This window comes from Rhodococcus pyridinivorans (assembly GCF_900105195.1).
GTDB classification, from domain to species: Bacteria; Actinomycetota; Actinomycetes; order Mycobacteriales; family Mycobacteriaceae; genus Rhodococcus; species Rhodococcus pyridinivorans.
On sequence record NZ_FNRX01000002.1, the window covers coordinates 790,073 to 806,844 of the forward strand.

General features: G+C 62.4%; 13 protein-coding genes. 5 read left to right on the forward strand and 8 right to left on the reverse strand.

What is annotated here, in order from left to right:
• Positions 1 to 658: 658 nt before the first annotated feature.
• From BLV31_RS04490 to BLV31_RS04500, 3 genes are read right to left on the reverse strand one after another with little or no spacing between them, the layout of a single operon-like run.
• Positions 659 to 1,543 (reverse strand): crotonase/enoyl-CoA hydratase family protein, encoded by an 885-nt coding sequence (locus BLV31_RS04490; RefSeq protein WP_039583701.1) that lies wholly within the window; start codon positions 1,541 to 1,543, stop codon positions 659 to 661.
• A 19-nt stretch (positions 1,544 to 1,562) separates the two neighbouring features.
• The gene (locus tag BLV31_RS04495) at positions 1,563 to 2,537 is read right to left on the reverse strand and encodes an NAD(P)H-dependent flavin oxidoreductase (RefSeq protein WP_170318582.1); all 975 of its coding nucleotides are present in this window, start codon (positions 2,535 to 2,537) and stop codon (positions 1,563 to 1,565) included.
• Between the two features lie 2 nt (positions 2,538 to 2,539).
• Entirely contained in the window at positions 2,540 to 3,439 is a 900-nt protein-coding gene (locus tag BLV31_RS04500; protein WP_039583700.1) for an SMP-30/gluconolactonase/LRE family protein, read from the reverse strand.
• Positions 3,440 to 3,671: 232 nt separating this feature from the next.
• Here BLV31_RS04500 and BLV31_RS04505 point away from each other — a divergent pair, with 232 nt between their 5' ends.
• The 4 genes from BLV31_RS04505 to BLV31_RS04520 all read left to right on the forward strand — a co-directional run bounded on the left by BLV31_RS04505 (position 3,672) and on the right by BLV31_RS04520 (position 10,271).
• Complete coding sequence (locus BLV31_RS04505) at positions 3,672 to 5,252, forward strand: long-chain-fatty-acid--CoA ligase (protein WP_006554680.1); 1,581 nt, start codon at positions 3,672 to 3,674, stop codon at positions 5,250 to 5,252.
• Positions 5,253 to 5,351: 99 nt separating this feature from the next.
• Positions 5,352 to 7,127 (forward strand): sigma-54-dependent Fis family transcriptional regulator, encoded by a 1,776-nt coding sequence (locus BLV31_RS04510; RefSeq protein WP_496559998.1) that lies wholly within the window; start codon positions 5,352 to 5,354, stop codon positions 7,125 to 7,127.
• Between the two features lie 142 nt (positions 7,128 to 7,269).
• A complete protein-coding gene (locus BLV31_RS04515) occupies positions 7,270 to 8,415 on the forward strand; it encodes an acyl-CoA dehydrogenase family protein (protein ID WP_039584521.1) in 1,146 nt (381 codons plus the stop codon).
• A 209-nt stretch (positions 8,416 to 8,624) separates the two neighbouring features.
• Positions 8,625 to 10,271 carry a flavin-containing monooxygenase gene (locus BLV31_RS04520; protein WP_006550557.1) on the forward strand — a complete coding sequence of 549 codons (1,647 nt, stop codon included), beginning with the start codon at positions 8,625 to 8,627 and terminating at the stop codon, positions 10,269 to 10,271.
• A gap of 862 nt (positions 10,272 to 11,133) precedes the next feature.
• On the opposite strand, the gene nudC is transcribed toward BLV31_RS04520, so the two are convergent.
• Together nudC and BLV31_RS04530 are read right to left on the reverse strand one after the other, a co-directional pair.
• Entirely contained in the window at positions 11,134 to 12,060 is a 927-nt protein-coding gene (gene nudC / locus BLV31_RS04525; RefSeq protein ID WP_039584519.1) for an NAD(+) diphosphatase, read from the reverse strand.
• A 73-nt stretch (positions 12,061 to 12,133) separates the two neighbouring features.
• Positions 12,134 to 12,430, reverse strand: coding sequence for a Dabb family protein (locus BLV31_RS04530; RefSeq protein ID WP_039584518.1), 297 nt, complete (start codon positions 12,428 to 12,430; stop codon positions 12,134 to 12,136).
• Positions 12,431 to 12,861: 431 nt separating this feature from the next.
• On the opposite strand from BLV31_RS04530, the gene lipP1 reads away from it, so the two are divergent.
• Positions 12,862 to 13,794, forward strand: a complete 933-nt coding sequence (gene lipP1, locus BLV31_RS04535) for a LipP1 family hormone-sensitive lipase (protein ID WP_039584517.1) — start codon at positions 12,862 to 12,864, stop codon at positions 13,792 to 13,794.
• A 427-nt stretch (positions 13,795 to 14,221) separates the two neighbouring features.
• On the opposite strand, the gene BLV31_RS04540 is transcribed toward lipP1, so the two are convergent.
• The 3 genes from BLV31_RS04540 to BLV31_RS04550 form a co-directional block, all read right to left on the reverse strand.
• Positions 14,222 to 15,022: a crotonase/enoyl-CoA hydratase family protein gene (locus BLV31_RS04540; RefSeq protein ID WP_039584515.1), complete on the reverse strand. Its 801-nt coding sequence runs from the start codon at positions 15,020 to 15,022 to the stop codon at positions 14,222 to 14,224.
• A gap of 166 nt (positions 15,023 to 15,188) precedes the next feature.
• The gene (locus BLV31_RS04545) at positions 15,189 to 16,094 is read right to left on the reverse strand and encodes an alpha/beta hydrolase (protein ID WP_039584514.1); all 906 of its coding nucleotides are present in this window, start codon (positions 16,092 to 16,094) and stop codon (positions 15,189 to 15,191) included.
• A 392-nt stretch (positions 16,095 to 16,486) separates the two neighbouring features.
• Entirely contained in the window at positions 16,487 to 16,771 is a 285-nt protein-coding gene (locus BLV31_RS04550) for a YciI family protein (protein WP_006550551.1), read from the reverse strand.
• Between the last annotated feature and the right edge of the window lies 1 nt (position 16,772).

A 16,772-nucleotide genomic window follows, 5' to 3' on the forward strand; every position in this document is an offset into this window, starting at 1 on the left:
CTTTCAGGCGGTCCTCATGGCCCCGACCGATATTCTCGCTCGGCGCAACACTTCGAAGAGATCGCCGAGCATTACGGCCTCTCGGCGTGACCGTCGACCTGCTGGTGTCCCGGACCTGCCTCTCCCCCGATCGACGCCGGTCGAGTTCGAAACCATCATGACCACACCAGTCGCACAGGCTGCGTGACCGAAACTGTCGCCGAATCGTGCAGCAGTCCCCCCGATGTAAGTACGCGTTTCGGGTAGGGGACGTCGAACACTCGCACACGGGGCGCATTCCGTGCGAAGTGCGGCGGGTCACCTTCCCCGTGGTCGGGAAGGTGGCTCCAACCGGGCGCGGGGCTTCTCCAGTCCTGATCCGTTGAGAGTTCGATGCCCTGCACGAGCCGATCATCACGAACTGAGGTGGTGAAGTGGAAGGTTCGGTATTCAGCGACACTGATGGAGCATCGCTGCCAACTCGCGTGTTGCGGCCGCTTCGGTCTCTGCGCCCCACGCGCTCAGAGCATCGGCTGAGACCATCAGAGATGTGGACGAATCAGCGGGGATGCCGTCGCCGAGCGGTAGTCCGATTTCCTGGCGGAGTTCATGCATAAGGACAGTGGGCTTCATGAGACTTTCTTTGTTCGGTTGATTGGAGCGGGGATGCAGTAGGTGTTCACGGCGTCGTTGTCTCGATCCACTCTTCGTAGAATGGCGGCATGGCTGAGGCCTTGTCGTGGAACTCGGGTGGGCGTTTGTCGCGGAATGCCTGCACTCCCTCGGCGCCGTCGCCGATGCTGGTGTAGAACATGGCCAGCGAATCGACGCGGTGGGCATCTGCGGGGTGAGCAGCGGCCGCGTTTCGCAGCAGCATCTGGCGCATCAGGGCCACCGAGACCGGTGAGCGGTCGCGGGTCCAGGCATTCGCCAACGCGCGCGCTTCGCTGAGCAACATCTCGGGTTCATGGAGCGCCTGCGCCAACCCGTCGATGTATGCGACCTCGGCGTTGAGGATCTCTGCCCTATAGACCAGATTCAGCGCAGTGGGCATGCCGACGAGCCGAGGAAGGAACCATGTCGAGCACGCTTCGGGCACTATTCCGAGTTTGCCGAACACCAGGCCGAACCGCGCTCGGGTCGACATCAGGCGCGCGTCCATCGCCAGCGTCATGGTTGCACCGATTCCGACGGCCGCGCCGTTGATTGCGGCGATCACCGGTTTACGGCAGGCATGGATTGCGAGGGTGACGCGGCCGCCTGTGTCGCGGATCCGGCGCAATTCGGGGTCGTCGAGATTCTTCATGTCGGCAAGAGTGGGGCGTTTCGACTCGTCGAGCCCGAACACATTCCCTTCACTCGACAGGTCCATGCCGGCGCAGAAAGCGCGCCCTGCTCCGGTGACGATCACGGCCCGGACCGTGTCGTCGTCGTTCACCGACACGAAGGTGTGCTCGAGTTCGTCGGCCATCTCGACGGTGAACGCATTGAGACGGTCGGGGCGGTTGAGGACCACGGTGAGGATGCCGTCCTCGACTTCGTGGCGAAGGGTGGTGTATTCCATGACTTCTCCCGTCTGCCTGTCAGGCGAGGTCGGCGGCAATCCTGCGGATGGCGGCTTCGGCATCGCTCACGATGTCCGAGATGATCGTCTTGCAGGGAAGCACGGCATCGATGAGACCTTGGGATTGACCTGCCCACCACATGCCGTCTTCCATGTTCCCCTTCTCCAGCACTTCCGTTCGGCCGCGTACCCCGGAGGCGAGGTGTGCGACGTCGGAGAACGTGGCGTCAGGGCGGGCGGAGAGGGCTGCGATCGTCTCGGAGATGGAGTTGCGGGCCACACGTGCGGTATTACGGAACTCTCGGAACACGAGGATGGTCTGGCGTTCGTCGTTGGCAACGATCTGGGCCTTGACGTTCGGATGCACGGGAGCTTCGTCGCTGGCCACGAACCGGGTGCCCATGTTGATTGCGGATGCGCCGAGGGCCAGTGCTGCGGCCAATCCGTCGCCGGTGGCGAATCCGCCACTGGCGATGATCGGGATGTCGAGCACGCGCGCTGCGGCGGGGATGAGGATCAGGCCGGGGATGTCCTCGTTGCCGGGGTGGCCGGCGCACTCGAACCCGTCGATACTGACGGCGTCGACACCCATGGACTGTGCTTTGATCGCGTGCCGGACCGCTACCGCTTTGTGGATGACCTTGATCCCGGCGGCTTTGAACGCCGCCACATGTTCTTGGGGGTTGCTGCCGGCGGTTTCCACGATGGTGATACCGCTGTCGATGATCGCGGCCCGGTAGTCGTCGTACGGCACGGGAGTGACGGTGGGCAGCAGGGTGAGATTGACACCGAACGGCTTATCGGTCATTTCCCGGCACCGGGCGATCTCAGCGACGAGAGCTTCGGGGGTGGGTTGCGTCAGCGCGGTGAGAAAACCCAAACCCCCGGCATTGGCCACCGCGGAGATCAGCTCCGCGGTGCCGACCCCGGTCATGCCACCGCACACCACCGGGTGCTCGATCCCGAAAGTGTCGGTGAAACGTGTGCGCAGCACGATCACGGCCTCCCTGCGTGCGGAACGTCGACTCTCGTCGAGAGGACCTTGGCTTCACGCGCAGCGCTGCGCTTGGCTTCGTCGAAATCCGGTGCGACCGAGAGAAATAGTGTGCGACCGTCATCGCCACCGAGCGCGACCGCGAACACTCCCAGCGGAGCCGTACTCACCTCGTCCAGGATGGTTCCGCCTTCGGCCAGGCGTACGGCACGTTGGTTGACGCAGTCGGCAATCCAGATGGCACCTTCAGCGTCGAGGGCCTGACCATCAGGTGCAATCGTGCACGCTGCAAGCCGCTTCTCCACGCTCGGCTCGTCGCCGAGATCGCCGAACGAGGCGAAGTCCTGACGGGGGCCGAGTGTGCCGTCCGGTTCGATATCGAATCGGGAGACGCGGTTGCCGAACAGTTCGTTGACGTACAGCGTTCTTCCGTCCGGGGAGATGCACATGCCGTTCGGGAAGGACAATCCTTCGGCTGCGACTCGGGAAGTGCCGTCGGTGTCGACGAGGACGACAACGCCGTGCTCGTGGTCGGCTCCTCCCATGAGATCGAATCCGAACTCGCCGACGTATGCCTGCCCGTTCGCGGCGACCACCATGTCGTTGGCGTGACCGTGGCAGTGTTCGGAGATGTCGGCGTGCTCGACGAGTGAGCCGTCGGGTTCGCGGCGCAGGACTTTGCGGTCTTTCATCGAGACGACGAGCATGCGCCCGTCGGGAAGCCATCCGAGTCCGGACGGCTGGTGTTCGACGGTGCAGACCTGTTCGATGGATCCGTCGGCGTTCACGGCATTGACCGAGTGGGTGTAGAAATCCACGAACCACAGTCGGCCCTCGTGCCACCGAGGTCCCTCGGTGTAGGTGAATCCTGTTGCGACTTCCGTCATTGGACGACTTGTCATGGGAGTACCTTTCTTCCGGCGCTCGTTGCCCGCTGGGCTCGGCCGGTGTCGGCCGGGCGCCTATGCGGGTGAGGTGGCTCCAGTCTCGGGATCCTCACGGCGGTCGAGGTGTCCCACAACGCAACAGTGCGGACGAGTTCATCGGGCGCTGTCGCAAATTCGGACGGTTCGGTGCCAGGGTTGGTGTGCAGGCTGGTCGTACCCTCGCTCACCTGATCCGGAGGAATGCGCCATGCTCACCACGATGATGGATCGTCCACTGCTGATCAGCTCGCTGCTGTGGCGTGCTGAGAACGTCTTCGCCGACCGGGTCGGCGTCTCGTGCGACGCAACCCGCGGAGACCGAGAGTTCACCTACCGTGATCTCGGCGCGACCGCACGCCGGTTTGCTGGCTCCTTCGAGAACTTGGGCATCGGGTTCGGAACCAGGGTTGCCACGTTGGCCTGGAACACCTTCGAGCATCTTGTCGCCTACTACGCAGTTCCTGCGTGCGGGGCAGTGCTGCACACGGTCAACCATCGGATGTCACCCGAGCACATCGCCTACACAATGGACAAGGCCGAGGACGAGGTTGTGCTGATCGACGCTGATCTGTTGTCCGTTCTCTTCGAGATTCTCCCGCGCCTCCCGCGGATCCGGCATGTGGTGGTCATCGGTGATCTCGAGCAGGCCGAGTGTTCGGTACCTGCAGAGGTGACCTGGTGGTCGTTCGACGGATTGTTGCTCGATGCCGTGCCGATCGAGGAATTCCCGGAGTTCGACGAGACGACCGCATCGTCGATTTGTTTCACCTCGGGTACCACCGGGCTGCCCAAGGGGGTCGTGTACAGCCATCGAAGTACGGTGCTGCACGCGATGGCGATCAGTGCTTCCGGGGGCGTCGCGATCGACGGTCGGCACTCGTACCTCCTTGCCACGCAGATGTCCCACGTACACAGTTGGGGTGTTCCGTACGCGGGGGTGCTGCAGGGCGCACGTCTCGTCCTCCCCGGGCCGCACCCCTCGCCCGCGGAGTTGCTGCGCATCATCACAGATCAGACACCCGATGTCTTCGTCGGCGCCCCGGCCGTGGCGGCGCTCATGCGTGCACAGTTCGATGCCGATCCCGAGCGTTACGACCTCGGAAGTGTGCAGACCATGTGGTTGGGCGGGCAGGTGCTGCCACCAGTGCTGGTGAGGTGGTGGGCGGAGCGGGGAGTGGCGACCGTCAACGGGTGGGGGATGACCGAAACCTCCCCTATGGGAACTTTCAGCAACTCGGCCGATTGCCAAGGCAGACCCTTGCCGTTGTTCCAGGTGCGTGTCGTCGACGAAGAGGGTCGGGAACTGCCGTGGAATGGCTTCACCACCGGCGAGCTGGAGGTTCGTTCGCCGTGGGTGACCGGGACGTACCTCGACGACGACCGCGCCGCCGAGGCGTTCGACGCCGGCTGGCTGCGCAGCGGCGACGTCGCGGTGATCCACCCGGACGGCCGGCTGGAGATCCGCGACCGGGTCAAAGACCTCATCAAGAGCGGAGGAGAATGGATCTCTTCCGTCGAGGTCGAGAACCAGCTGCTCCTGCATCCGGCGGTGGTGGAAGCCGCTGTCATCGCGGTGCCGCACGAAACCTGGCAAGAGCGCCCCGTGGCGTGGGTTCGGACAACGGCGGAGGTCTCCGATGATCAGCTTCGGGCCCACTTGGCGGTCACCCTGCCGAAGTTCTGGCACCCCGACACGTTCGTGCGGGTAGACGAGGTCCCCAAGACGTCAGTGGGCAAATTGGACAAGGTGCGCATACGCCGGATGTGGGCTCAGAAGTCTGCGGTGTAGCGTTCTGGGACACCCATGGCTCATGTGACCTCTATTACATAATGTTCGTACTGATCGTGAGGTGTTGGAGGTGGTGACGACGTGACCGAGCGGCTTCGCATGCACGTAGACGATCGCAGTTCCGACAGGTACGACTCCGACAGGTATGACAGTGCTTCGCCACGAGTGCGGCCGGAGATCGAGCAGTCCTGGCGCCGCTGCCGTGCCATCGGGGCGGCTTCGGACGGTTCTCGTCTGCGCTACATCGATACCCCCACAGACTCGAAGCTTGTGCGTGCGGCGCGGCCGGTCCTGGATCGGTTGGCCGATCAACTCGCCGATGCGCCGGTGACGATCTTGCTCGCCTCGCAGGATGCGACCATCGTCGATCGGCGGGCCGGGCAGCGGTCACTGCTCGGCCGTCTCGACCGTGCCCAGGTCGCCCCGGGGTTCATCTTCGCCGAGGAATGCGCCGGAACCAACGGGATCGGCACCGCCCTCGAAGAACGCAAAGCGTTCCGGGTCCGCGGGGAAGAGCACCTGCTCGAGGCGTTGCATCCGCTGGCCTGTGTCGGCTCCCCGATCGTCGATCCGGTCTCACGCGCGGTGACCGGCATCGTCGACATCACCTGCGAGATCGGCGATGTCAACGAGCTGATGGCACCGCTGGTGCTCTCGGCGGTACGCGATATCGAAGAGCGATTGTTCGCCCTGTCCGCCCGCAGCGAGCAGAACCTGCTGCGCGAATACATGCGCAGCAAACGCCGCGGCCACGCCGCGGTGGTGGCGATGAGCCGGGACACGGTGATCGCGACCCCGACGGTGTCACGGTTGATGGACTCGACCGATCAGATGATGATCTGGGACTGGATCAGCACCCATCTGGCCGCCAAGGACGAATGGGAAGGACCGCTGCGTTTCGCCGACGGGATCGACGTGCGGGTCCATGCCCGCCGGGTCGGTGAGTCCACCGATCCGCTCAGCGCGATCCTCGAACTGCGCCCGCTGGCCTCCCCGGCTCCGCCGCGACCGCGCGCCCGCCTGGCCCCCGCCGCGCCCGCCGGTGCGGCGCCGGCGACGCGTATCGCCGGCCGCAGCCTGGCCGCGCACCGACTCCAGGACCGGGTCGACGAGATCACCGCGACCGTCGCGCCGGTGCTGATCGTCGGTGAGTCCGGTGTCGGCAAAACCCATCTGGCGCGGCAGATCCAGCACCGCTGGGGCCGGCACGACCCGGTCCCGAGCGTCGATGCGTCGACGTTGACCCCCTCGGCGGTGGCCGAATTGCGGGCGCGTCTGTCCGGCAGTTTCGCGTGCATCATCGAGCACCTCGACGAGGTCCCCGACGACGCTGTGGCTTCTACTCGGCGGTTGCTCGACGCTGCCGTCGAGCTGGGTGCACCGGTGATCGCCACCGCCACCTCGAGCACCCCCGACGATCTGCGGCATCAGGTGCAGACCCATGTGCGGCGCAGTGTGTGCATCCCGCCGCTGCGCCAGCGCATCGAAGATCTCACCGATCTCGCGCGGGAGTTGCTCGCCGCCGAACTCCCCGACCGTCCGACCCCGCAACTGCAACCGGCCGCGCATCGGGCGTTGATCGACCATCACTGGCCCGGCAACCTGCGCGAACTCGCCTCGGTGCTCAGTACCGCGGCGGCGCGGTCGATGGGATTCGACATCAAACTCGAACATCTGCCCGCCGACTACCGCACCCTCGGCGCCGGCCGCCGGTTGACCTCGCTCGAACGCACCGAACGCGAAGCGATCGTCCGCGCCCTCGACGAGTCCGACGGCAACAAATCCCTCGCCGCCCACCGACTCGGTGTGGCCCGCTCGACCCTCTACCGCAAGATCCGCGCGCTGGGCCTGGAAAACGAAACATTCGGTTCCTGACCCCTGAAACACTCTGTCGCATAACAGGACATCTCAAACGGCCGGTGAACGAGACGATGATATGGGGTAGGCAATCACTCCTTGCCTCCTCACATCGTCCGTCTGGACGGTGACGTCCACCCGATCCGAAGGATGACCCATCATGAAGCGAACGGTGTACGGCGATGATCACGAGGCTTACCGACACTCTGTCCGCGAGTTTCTCGCTCGATGGTTCGAGCCCCTGGCCGCCGACGTTCGTGCCAACAAGGCATTGCCGCGAGAGTTCTGGCTTGCCGCGGGTAAGCATGACCTGTTGGGACTCGAAGTACCCGAACGATATTCAGGCGTCGAGGCAGGGGATTATCGCTTCAATGCGGTTCTCATCGAAGAATTGGCCAAGATGAATGCCGCGTTGGCGTCGAGCGTGAGTATTCACTGTGACGTCGTGGCGCCGTACCTGGTGCACCTGACCACCGACGAACAGAAGGCGAGGTGGCTCCCAGGACTGTGTTCCGGGGACGTGCTCACCGCCATCGGAATGACCGAACCCGGTGGGGGATCGGATCTGGCCGCACTGAAGACCACCGCAGTGCGGGACGGCAACGGGTGGTTGCTCTCGGGTGCCAAGACATTCATCACCAACGGTTACTCTGCAGACCTGGTGATCATTCCGGCACGTACCTCTCCATCGAAGAAGGCCAAGGGAATTACCCTCTTCGGCGTGGACACCTCCTTGCCCGGATTCGAGCGTGGCCGCAAACTCGACAAGGTCGGACAGGACGAAGCAGACACCGCTGAACTCTTCCTCGACCGGGTGCGCGTCACCGATGACGACGTGATCGGCGAGCTCGATCGAGGATTCATCCACATGATGTCCTTCCTGCCCCAGGAACGACTCGGATGCGCCATTGCCAATCTCGCGCACGCTGCGCAGATTCTGCTCGAGACGATCAACTACTGCCGAGAACGAAAGGCATTCGGGCAGTCCATCGGAACGTTCCAGCACAACAAGTTCTTGCTTGCCGAACTCGTGACACAGCTCGACGTGACACAGGCGTACGTCGACCGCTGCATCGAAGCCCACTCGGAGGGGACGTTGACACCGATCGATGCAGCCAAGGCCAAGTGGTGGACTGCCGAGATCCAGAACCGGATCCTCGATCATTGTGTGCAACTGCACGGGGGATACGGCTACATGAACGAGTACCGAGTGGCACGAGCCTGGCGGGATGCCCGGGTCACGAAGATCTGGGCGGGATCGAACGAAATCATGAAAGAACTGATCGGTCGCGATCTGGGCTTCTGATCTCGGCGTCGTGTACCGATCGTTCTGTCGTGAGTGCAGAAGGTTGGAATGCCGCATGGTAAGCGAATTAGTTTGCACTGCTTATCAATACGTGCGCCGTATTGAAATGTCTTGACTCGATTTCGGACACTTCACATCACATGTTCGCTTCTACCGTCGTAGATGTCCGGGCGGAAGCACCCGTCCCGGGAAATCTCCAGGAGGACCACATGACCGAATCCCAGGTCGCCACAGCGACCCGCAGCGGCTCGCACTCGAACAATGACGTACTCGATGTTCTGATCATCGGGGGAGGATTCTCCGGCCTGTACGCATTGGACCGACTGCGCGATCTCGGTTTCACCGTCAATGTCTGGGACGCCGCGGGTGGATTGGGCGGAATCTGGTGGTGGAACTGCTATCCCGGAGCCCGTACCGACAGCACCGGGCAGATCTACCAGTTCTCGTACAAGGACCTGTGGAAGAAGTACGACTTCACCGAACTGTATCCGGGCCACCAAGGGGTTCGTGAGTACTTCAACTACGTCGACTCACAGCTCGACCTCACCCGCGACGTCGTGTTCGACACTTTCGCCGAAGCATGCACGTGGGACGAGGAAACCCGTCAGTGGACCGTACGGTCCGCCGACGGCAAGATCCAGAAGGCACGGCAGGTCATTGTTGCCACAGGATTCGGCGCCAAGCCGCTGTATCCGAATCTCGAAGGGCTCGATTCCTTCGCCGGTGAGTGCTACCACACTGCGCGCTGGCCTCAAGAGGGCGTGGATATGAGTGGCCGCAAAGTTGTCGTCATCGGTACCGGCGCCAGCGGTGTGCAGGTCGTCCAGGAGGCAGGTCATGTGGCCGAACACGTCACCGTGTTCCAACGCACCCCGAATCTGGCACTTCCGATGCAGCAACGCAAACTCACCCATGACGACAACGAGCACTTCCGGAAGGGACTTCCCGAGCGGTTTGCTACGCGCTACAAGGCGTTTGCCGGCTTCGACTTCGATTTCATTCCGCAGAACGCCACCGACCTGAGTAAGGAAGAGCGCGACGCGATCTACGAGAAGATGTGGGCAGAAGGTGGTTTCGAGATGTGGCTCGGAAACTTCCAGGACATCCTTGTAGATGAGGAGGCCAACCGTACGTTCTACGACTTCTGGCGTGGCAAGGTCCTCGAACGGGTCACCGACCCCAAGAAGGCGGCAATCGTCGCACCGGAGACGCCTCCGCACCCCTACGGCGTCAAGCGTCCCTCCCTCGAACAGGACTACTTCGATGTCATCAATCAGGACAATGTCGATGTCATCGACTCCAACGTCACGCCGATTCGACGGGTGCTGCCGCATGGTGTCGAAACCGACGACGGTGTCATCGAATGCGACCTCCTCGTACTGGCAACAGGGTTCGACAACAACCGTGGTGGGATCATGGCTATCGATATCACCGGCGTCGACGGCCTGACGATTCAGGACAAGTGGAAGTCCGGTGTCGACACGTGTCTGGGCCTGTCGACCCGCGGATTCCCGAACATGATGTTCCTGTACGGACCTCAGAGCCCGTCCGGGTTCTGCAACGGCCCGACATCTGCCGAGTACCAAGGCGAAATCGTCGTCGAGTTCCTCGAGTACCTGCGCGAGAAAGGGGCGACACGGTTCGAGAACACCGAAGAGTCCGAGAAGCAGTGGCGCGCACACGTCGACGAGCTTTTCGTGAACTCGATGTTCACAAAGGCACGTTCGTGGTACTGGGGTGCAAACGTGCCCGGTAAGCCGGCGCAGATGCTCAACTACTCAGGAGGAGTCCCTCAGTACTTTGCTCGTTGGGAAGAAATCAAGTCCAACGGTTACGACACCTACGAGACCGACTGACGAGACGGACACGCTTGGGCTACTGGGTCCCCCAGTAGCCCAAGCATCCGTTCGACGGGGCTCACTGCCCTGATCCCCGATGGACATCGACTGCGTCGATGGGGCAATCATGGAACCGAGAGCATTGCCTTCGAGCACGTCGCCGTAGACGAGACGGGCGCGAGCATCGGTGATGCGGTCACGATGTAGGCGAGGCTGATCAAACGCCATCACACGAACACGACGTGGATCGCCCGAGCGAGAGGGTCGACTGTCCAGAGTTTTGGTTCAAACCGAACCGATGACGGACCTGGAGGGGTGTAGCCACGACCCTGACGTGTTGGGGGATCGAGCGGAGGTCGCCGACAAGGCGGCATCGACAAGTGGACGGAAGGCCCCGCTTCGACTATCGGTCGATCGCCGAAGCGGGACCCCGGCAGCCCGAACGCAGGGGGATATCGGGATCTGCCCGTGCCCGGAGATGGAGGCACGCCGCCTCGCCGCCACTGCATGCACACCGCGGGGCGACCATGTTGCCCGTGGTGGATGCTCGTGGGACGAACCGCCGACAAGTGGGCCGCGCCAGCCGGCAACCACAATACTGTCGACACGAACATAATACTTAATTTCGTTATACAACAACAGTATCCGTCGCCATTCCGCTGAGCTGCATCACCTCCTCCCGGGTGAGCGGCCATTCGTCGCCGATGGGAGTCCTGTCGGCAGCGGCTGACAGGACTCAGCACCGACACACCCGAGGAAAAGGGCACACGATGCAGATCAGGACTGCCGCAGCGCGTGCCCTCGCCTTGCGACTCCGGATCGTCGACCACAAGCGACCCTTGTATCACGATGTCAGGTCGGCGGCGATCAATCCGGACGTTCAGCTAGCAGTTCGCACCCATGCCTCGAGCATGCGCCGTGCGATCGAGACCTTCCCCGGCAGCAACACGGGCGCATCGACCGAACTAGCCCAGTCGCCGGCGGCGAGGGCCTCCTTCACCTCCGCGCGGGAGCACCACACAGCCTCGCAGATCTCACCATCACTGAAGATGAGCGGTTCTCGAGGATCGGCGACGGCATGGAAGCCGAGCATGAGGGAACGCGGAAACGGCCATGGCTGACTTCCGACGTAGGCTACGTCGGAGACAACGAGACCGACCTCTTCCGCAATCTCCCGCGCCACACAGCTTTCGAGCGACTCGCCGGCCTCGACGAATCCCGCCAGCGTCGAGAAGTTCCGCGCCGGCCACGCCGCGTGTCGCGCCAACAGCACGCGGTCCGCCCCGTCATGTACCAGACAAATGATCGCAGGATCGGTCCGCGGGTACTCCTCCCGACCGCACGCAGTGCACACGCGCGTCCAACCACCCGAGGTGATCGTCATCGGCGCCCCGTCCTTGGCGCAGAAGTGGGATTCGTCCTGCCACATCAGCAGGGCCTGCGCGGTGAGATACCGTTCGGCATCAACTGCATCGAGAAGCGCTCCGTGTGACCGCAGGTCACCGAACTCGATGCCCACGCTCTCCATGGGGGCCTCCGTGAGAAACTCGTCCCGTACAGCCCATTGATGCACCGTACCAACGACTCCCAACAAGACCGCGTGTGTCGGAGGTTGGGAACAATAGTCGGCAGCCGACTCGAGGAGCAGTTGTCCATCGATGAGACGAACCTGACCGGCACCGTTCACGCGAAGCAGCCGCGCATCCGGCCATGCCCTCGCCTGCACGGTCGCATCGTCACGTAGCGCCACAGGGCGACTCAAGGCATCACCAGGAAGGGCACCCCCGACACCGTCAGCGTTCACCATTGATCACAACCTTCCGCAACGAGCGACCATGTCGACCGGCACTTCGTTCGTGCGCGTGCGGCCGGCACTGCCGTCAGGCAAACTCGAACTGGATCGACGAGTACGATTCGGACATCACCGAAATGAATTCTTCAACGAGGCGCACATGATCGGGATGGACCAGATATGCGCGGAAGGCGGGGACGTCTTCGAAGATCGCAGATATTGCATAGTCGCCGATCCCGGGCTTGAGGGCGAGGTCCCTTCCGTAGCGAAACTCGACGACCTGGGGAATGCTCGCCGATATCGCGTCAAGAGCTTTGTGGAACGATTCGACCTGCTCGTCGGTGATGTCCTTCTTCCAACTGAATGTTACGACATGATGCAACATGATAATCCCTCTCTGGAAGCATAATTCGAGCTCGACACCCGAAGTGAGCGGCACGTTTTTCAGAGCCGCTGATGTGCCCTCACCATGACGTGCGGCGACCGAACATCCCTCCCCGCAGTCCGCGGACGTACAGGGGAACCCACTTCTCGAGAGCGCCTCGGGGGTGAACCCGTTCTCCGGTGGGTTCCCTCGCGGTGCCGGCCCGTCATCGAACGGTGATGGGGAGATTCTGGCCGTCTGTGGGTCACGTGGGTGACGGTAGAACAGTGATGGACCTTCGGTGTGTCCGATTGTGCAACACACATCTCCGAGAACCGGGACAGACGGACAGGTGTGTTGTTTTCGGACACTCGTCCGCTCGGGCCTCCTCGTAGTGTGACTCCACCGACTCGGCGATTGACCAGTCCGCCTATCACATCAAGGAGATCACCATGGCACTCGATCCTGTAGTCGAGCAGTTGATAGATACGTTGAACGAGCAGGGACTGAGGTCGTTCGAGCAGATGAGTGTCGCTGAGGTCCGTGAGGTCATCGAATCCTTCAGCGAACTGCAGGCGCCGAAAGCGGATCTTGCTCGTGTCGTCGACACGGTCTACCCCGGACCGGATGGTGATCAGGCCGTGCGTCTGTACATTCCGGAGTCCGATGCGCCCCTGCCGGTTGTGGTGTATATCCACGGCGGCGGATGGGTTGCGGGCAGCCTCGACGTTACCGAGCAGCCTTGTCGCGCGCTGGCCGCGGACGCCCGGGTCATCGTGGCCGCCGTGAGTTACCGGCTCGCTCCCGAACACAAGTTCCCTGCCGCACCCGAAGACGCGTTCGCTGCTCTGAATTGGGTAGTCGACAACGTCGCCGACTTCGGTGGTGATGCGACGCGTGTCGCCATCATGGGCGACAGTGCCGGTGGCAATCTCGCCGCAGTCACCGCCCTTCGGGCACGTGATACCGGCTCACCGGCCCTGTGTGCTCAGGTGTTGGTCTATCCGGTTATCGACGGCACGGCACGCTTCCCGTCATGGGAGGAGAATGCCGAGGGATATTTGATCACCGCGGCAGCAATCGGCTGGTTCTGGGAGCAGTACCTGGCCACACTGGAAGACGCCGAGAACCCGTACGCCTCGCCGGCCAAGGCGAAGAGCTTGGCGGGGCTTCCTCCGACGCTGATGTTGGTCAACGAGTACGAGGTCACACGCGACGAATGCCTGAACTACGGGCGGATGCTGACCGAGCAGGGTGTCCCGGTCCAGGTCGAACTGTATAGCGGTCTTGTCCATGGCGTGTACTGGATGACCGGTGCAGTTCCGCGCAGTGCTGAATTGCACAGCGCGGTTGTCGAATTCCTCGGCAAACAGTTCGCTCGCTGAGTACGAGTGGCCGGTGGCTGTGCCGCAGTCATGTGCTGCGAGTGCAGCCACCCGTTGCTCGCTCAGCGCGTGCCCGCCGGCGTGCTGCACTCAGGTCCTCACGGAGCACATGTCTGGTCCAGCTGCTGGCTCCTCGAAGTGGCGGGCCCGCCGGCACACGATTCTCGAGCGCGGGATGTGCACGAGACACGCACACGGTCGTCCGGTTCCTCTGCGGGCAACTCAGGGAGGTCGAGACGTCCGAATTCGGGCGGATGAACAACATGCTCCTCGTCCTGCCCTGGTACTGAGGTAACAGTCAGTAGACCAGTGCTCGATCGAAGAGGACTCGTCGAACTTCACGACATCGTTCCTGCTGATGCGGTTGCCTTGCCGAACGTCCACGTGTCCGCACCGCTGATCGAGGAGCTTGCTACGTGAGGCATCGTCACTCGCCGGTGAATGCGGTAGTTCGCTTCTCCATGAGGGCGTTGACTGCTCTCGTGTGATCGGTGGTCTGTTGAACCAGCGCCTGCAGAGCAGCGGACAGTTCGAGGAGGCTGTCGAGGCTCTGGTGCTGCCCTTCGCGCAGGAGTTTTTTTGCCATCCGTACCGAGTGCGGAGGATTGGCGGCCACTCTATTGGCGAGTGCGCGAGCTTCGTCGAGCAGCTGATCGGGAGGAACGACGTTCGAGACCAATCCCCACTCGAGAGCCTGTGTTGCGTCGACACGGTCGCCCGTGAGGATCATCTCGGCCGCCCGCGCCATACCGACCGCTTTCGGCAACAGCCACGCACCCCCGTCACCCGGGATGATGCCCAGCTTGACGAAGCTCTCAGCAAAGAACGCTTTTTCGCTGGCGATTCGGAGGTCGCACATGAGGGCAAGATCGCACCCGGCACCGATTGCAGGGCCGTTCACCGCTGCAATCAAGGGTACGTCGCAGTTGTACATCGCTCGTGGGATCCTTTGTATCCCGGCGCGATAGCCATCGCGTTGTTCGTGAGGTTTCCCGCCGAACAGTCCCTGGCGATTCGCCATGTCCTTGACGTTGCCGCCGGCGGAGAAGGTCGATCCCGCGCCGGTGACAATGACAGCGCGTACCCCGTAATCGGCGTTGACGGCATCCACGCATGCGACCAATGCGTCGACGACATCCATCCCTGAGACTGGGTTACGTTCAGCCGGCCGATTGATCGTCCACGTTTCGATGAATCCGTCGCGTTCTACGAGAACTGGATTTTCCATGTATGTGTCTTCCCGATCTTCACTGCAATCGATGGTTCGGATAATGCACTGCTGACTGGCATGCGAACGGACTCGGCGGCAGTCTGGTCGAAGCAGACCGCCGCCGAGACACGTTCCTCCTTCGTCGGCGCGCTTTGCTTTCAGTTGCACGCCCCACACACGGTGTTCAGGCGAGCCCCAACTTCGGCCGTAGCCACTGGGCGATCCGGTTCAGGGCCTGATCCGCCTCGGGTGCTCGTCCCGCGTTGAAGTGGAAGACATGCTGCTGTTCGTCGACCACGTCGAGCACGGCTTCGCTCCCTGCCTTTTCGATCAATTCGACGACCCGGCGCGAGTCGTCGAGCAGAGTCTCGTAGCCGCCGACCGATACATAGACGGGAGGGAAGTCTGTGTAGTCCCTGAGCAGCGGGTTTGCCCGCGGGTCCGTTGCTTCCGAGAGATCGGTGAGGAAATTCTCTCGCATCATCTCGAGGACTGCCCTCTTGGCCAGGACGTCGACTGCGTCGTTCGATTCGATCGTCAACCCCTTGATCTCCATATCGAGCCACGGCGAAAGAGCGACGACGGCGGCCGGAATGGGAAGTGCCATACCCGCAAGTTCGAACACGGTCGAGATGGCGAGATGTGCGCCTGCCGAGTCGCCGACCGTCGCCGTATGTTCTGCCTTGTAGCCCTGCGTACGGAGCCACTTCTGCACGGCAATGCAATCTTCGAGCTGTGCTGGATGCTTTGCCTCCGGCGCGAGCCGGTAGTCCACCACGAGTGCGTGAACTCCTGCCAGCTTGGCGAGGTGTGCGGCAAGCTTGCGATGGGAAAAGCGTGAACCTGTCACGAATCCGCCGCCGTGCGTGAAGACGATCACCCGGTCCTCGGCGGCGCCCAGCGGCTTGGCCCATGTTGCCGGCACACCGTTGGCTGTCACTTCTTCATACGTGACATCGGTGGGTTCGATGGTGGGAAGATGCCATTCTTCGAACATGTCTCGCTGACCTGCGAGATCCATACCTTCGGACCGTCGAAGCCAGGACGAGTACAGGTCGTTGAGGAACAGCGATTCTTTGCTCACGGACATGTGTTGCTCACTTTCATCACCGGTCGAGAAGGAAATTGACTGATCAGGAAGGCGTGAAGCTGGTGTATCGCGTACGCACGGTGTCACCCCACCCAGTCGGCTGATTAGAAAAGGCCGCTAGGGAAGGTCAACGATTGCCTCGGATTGTCGAAATGTCGATACTCATCGACCGCCACATCGGTTCGGCGTCGAGGCTTGCGCCGTCGAGGCGGTGATGTGATGGTTCCGCGATGTCGCTGATCGAACTTTTCGCATCCGTCGCTCACTATGCGAACGCACAGATGCAAGTTGTGCGGGTCGTTTGTGCCGACGCTACTGGAAGAGTGCTGATTGCAACTCGATGTAGAGATGCTGCAACTTCTTTCCATCGAGGTGGAGCAGCCGGGTCGTCCTCAGATCCCTACGAGGGGTCCGATGACGGGCTTCCACTGGTAGATGCTCTGGTCGACGACAACACCCTGCGTGACATACGGGTCCTTGGCGAGCAGGGCCTGCAGGTCGTCTTCGCTGTCCGCCTTGAACACGAGCAACGCGCCGGCCCCGTCGGCCCAGGCGCCCGCTTCCTGCAGCACGCCTTTGGCGGCCGCGTCCTTGACGAAGACCAGGTGGTCGGCATGAGCAGCCTCTTTGACGGATGCGTCAGTGGTGTACGACCAGATAACAGCGAACAGGGCCATG

What these genes read in the sequence shown, in the direction of transcription:
- BLV31_RS04490 (WP_039583701.1), bottom strand. Translation starts at nt 1,543, where the DNA reads ATGGAATACACCACCCTTCGCCACGAAGTCGAGGACGGCATCCTCACC.
- BLV31_RS04500 (WP_039583700.1), bottom strand. Translation starts at nt 3,439, where the DNA reads ATGACAAGTCGTCCAATGACGGAAGTCGCAACAGGATTCACCTACACC.
- BLV31_RS04505 (WP_006554680.1), top strand. Translation starts at nt 3,672, where the DNA reads ATGCTCACCACGATGATGGATCGTCCACTGCTGATCAGCTCGCTGCTG.
- BLV31_RS04510 (WP_496559998.1), top strand. Translation starts at nt 5,352, where the DNA reads ATGCACGTAGACGATCGCAGTTCCGACAGGTACGACTCCGACAGGTAT.
- BLV31_RS04515 (WP_039584521.1), top strand. Translation starts at nt 7,270, where the DNA reads ATGAAGCGAACGGTGTACGGCGATGATCACGAGGCTTACCGACACTCT.
- BLV31_RS04520 (WP_006550557.1), top strand. Translation starts at nt 8,625, where the DNA reads ATGACCGAATCCCAGGTCGCCACAGCGACCCGCAGCGGCTCGCACTCG.
- nudC (WP_039584519.1), bottom strand. Translation starts at nt 12,060, where the DNA reads ATGGTGAACGCTGACGGTGTCGGGGGTGCCCTTCCTGGTGATGCCTTG.
- BLV31_RS04530 (WP_039584518.1), bottom strand. Translation starts at nt 12,430, where the DNA reads ATGTTGCATCATGTCGTAACATTCAGTTGGAAGAAGGACATCACCGAC.
- lipP1 (WP_039584517.1), top strand. Translation starts at nt 12,862, where the DNA reads ATGGCACTCGATCCTGTAGTCGAGCAGTTGATAGATACGTTGAACGAG.
- BLV31_RS04540 (WP_039584515.1), bottom strand. Translation starts at nt 15,022, where the DNA reads ATGGAAAATCCAGTTCTCGTAGAACGCGACGGATTCATCGAAACGTGG.
- BLV31_RS04545 (WP_039584514.1), bottom strand. Translation starts at nt 16,094, where the DNA reads ATGTCCGTGAGCAAAGAATCGCTGTTCCTCAACGACCTGTACTCGTCC.
- BLV31_RS04550 (WP_006550551.1), bottom strand. Translation starts at nt 16,771, where the DNA reads ATGGCCCTGTTCGCTGTTATCTGGTCGTACACCACTGACGCATCCGTC.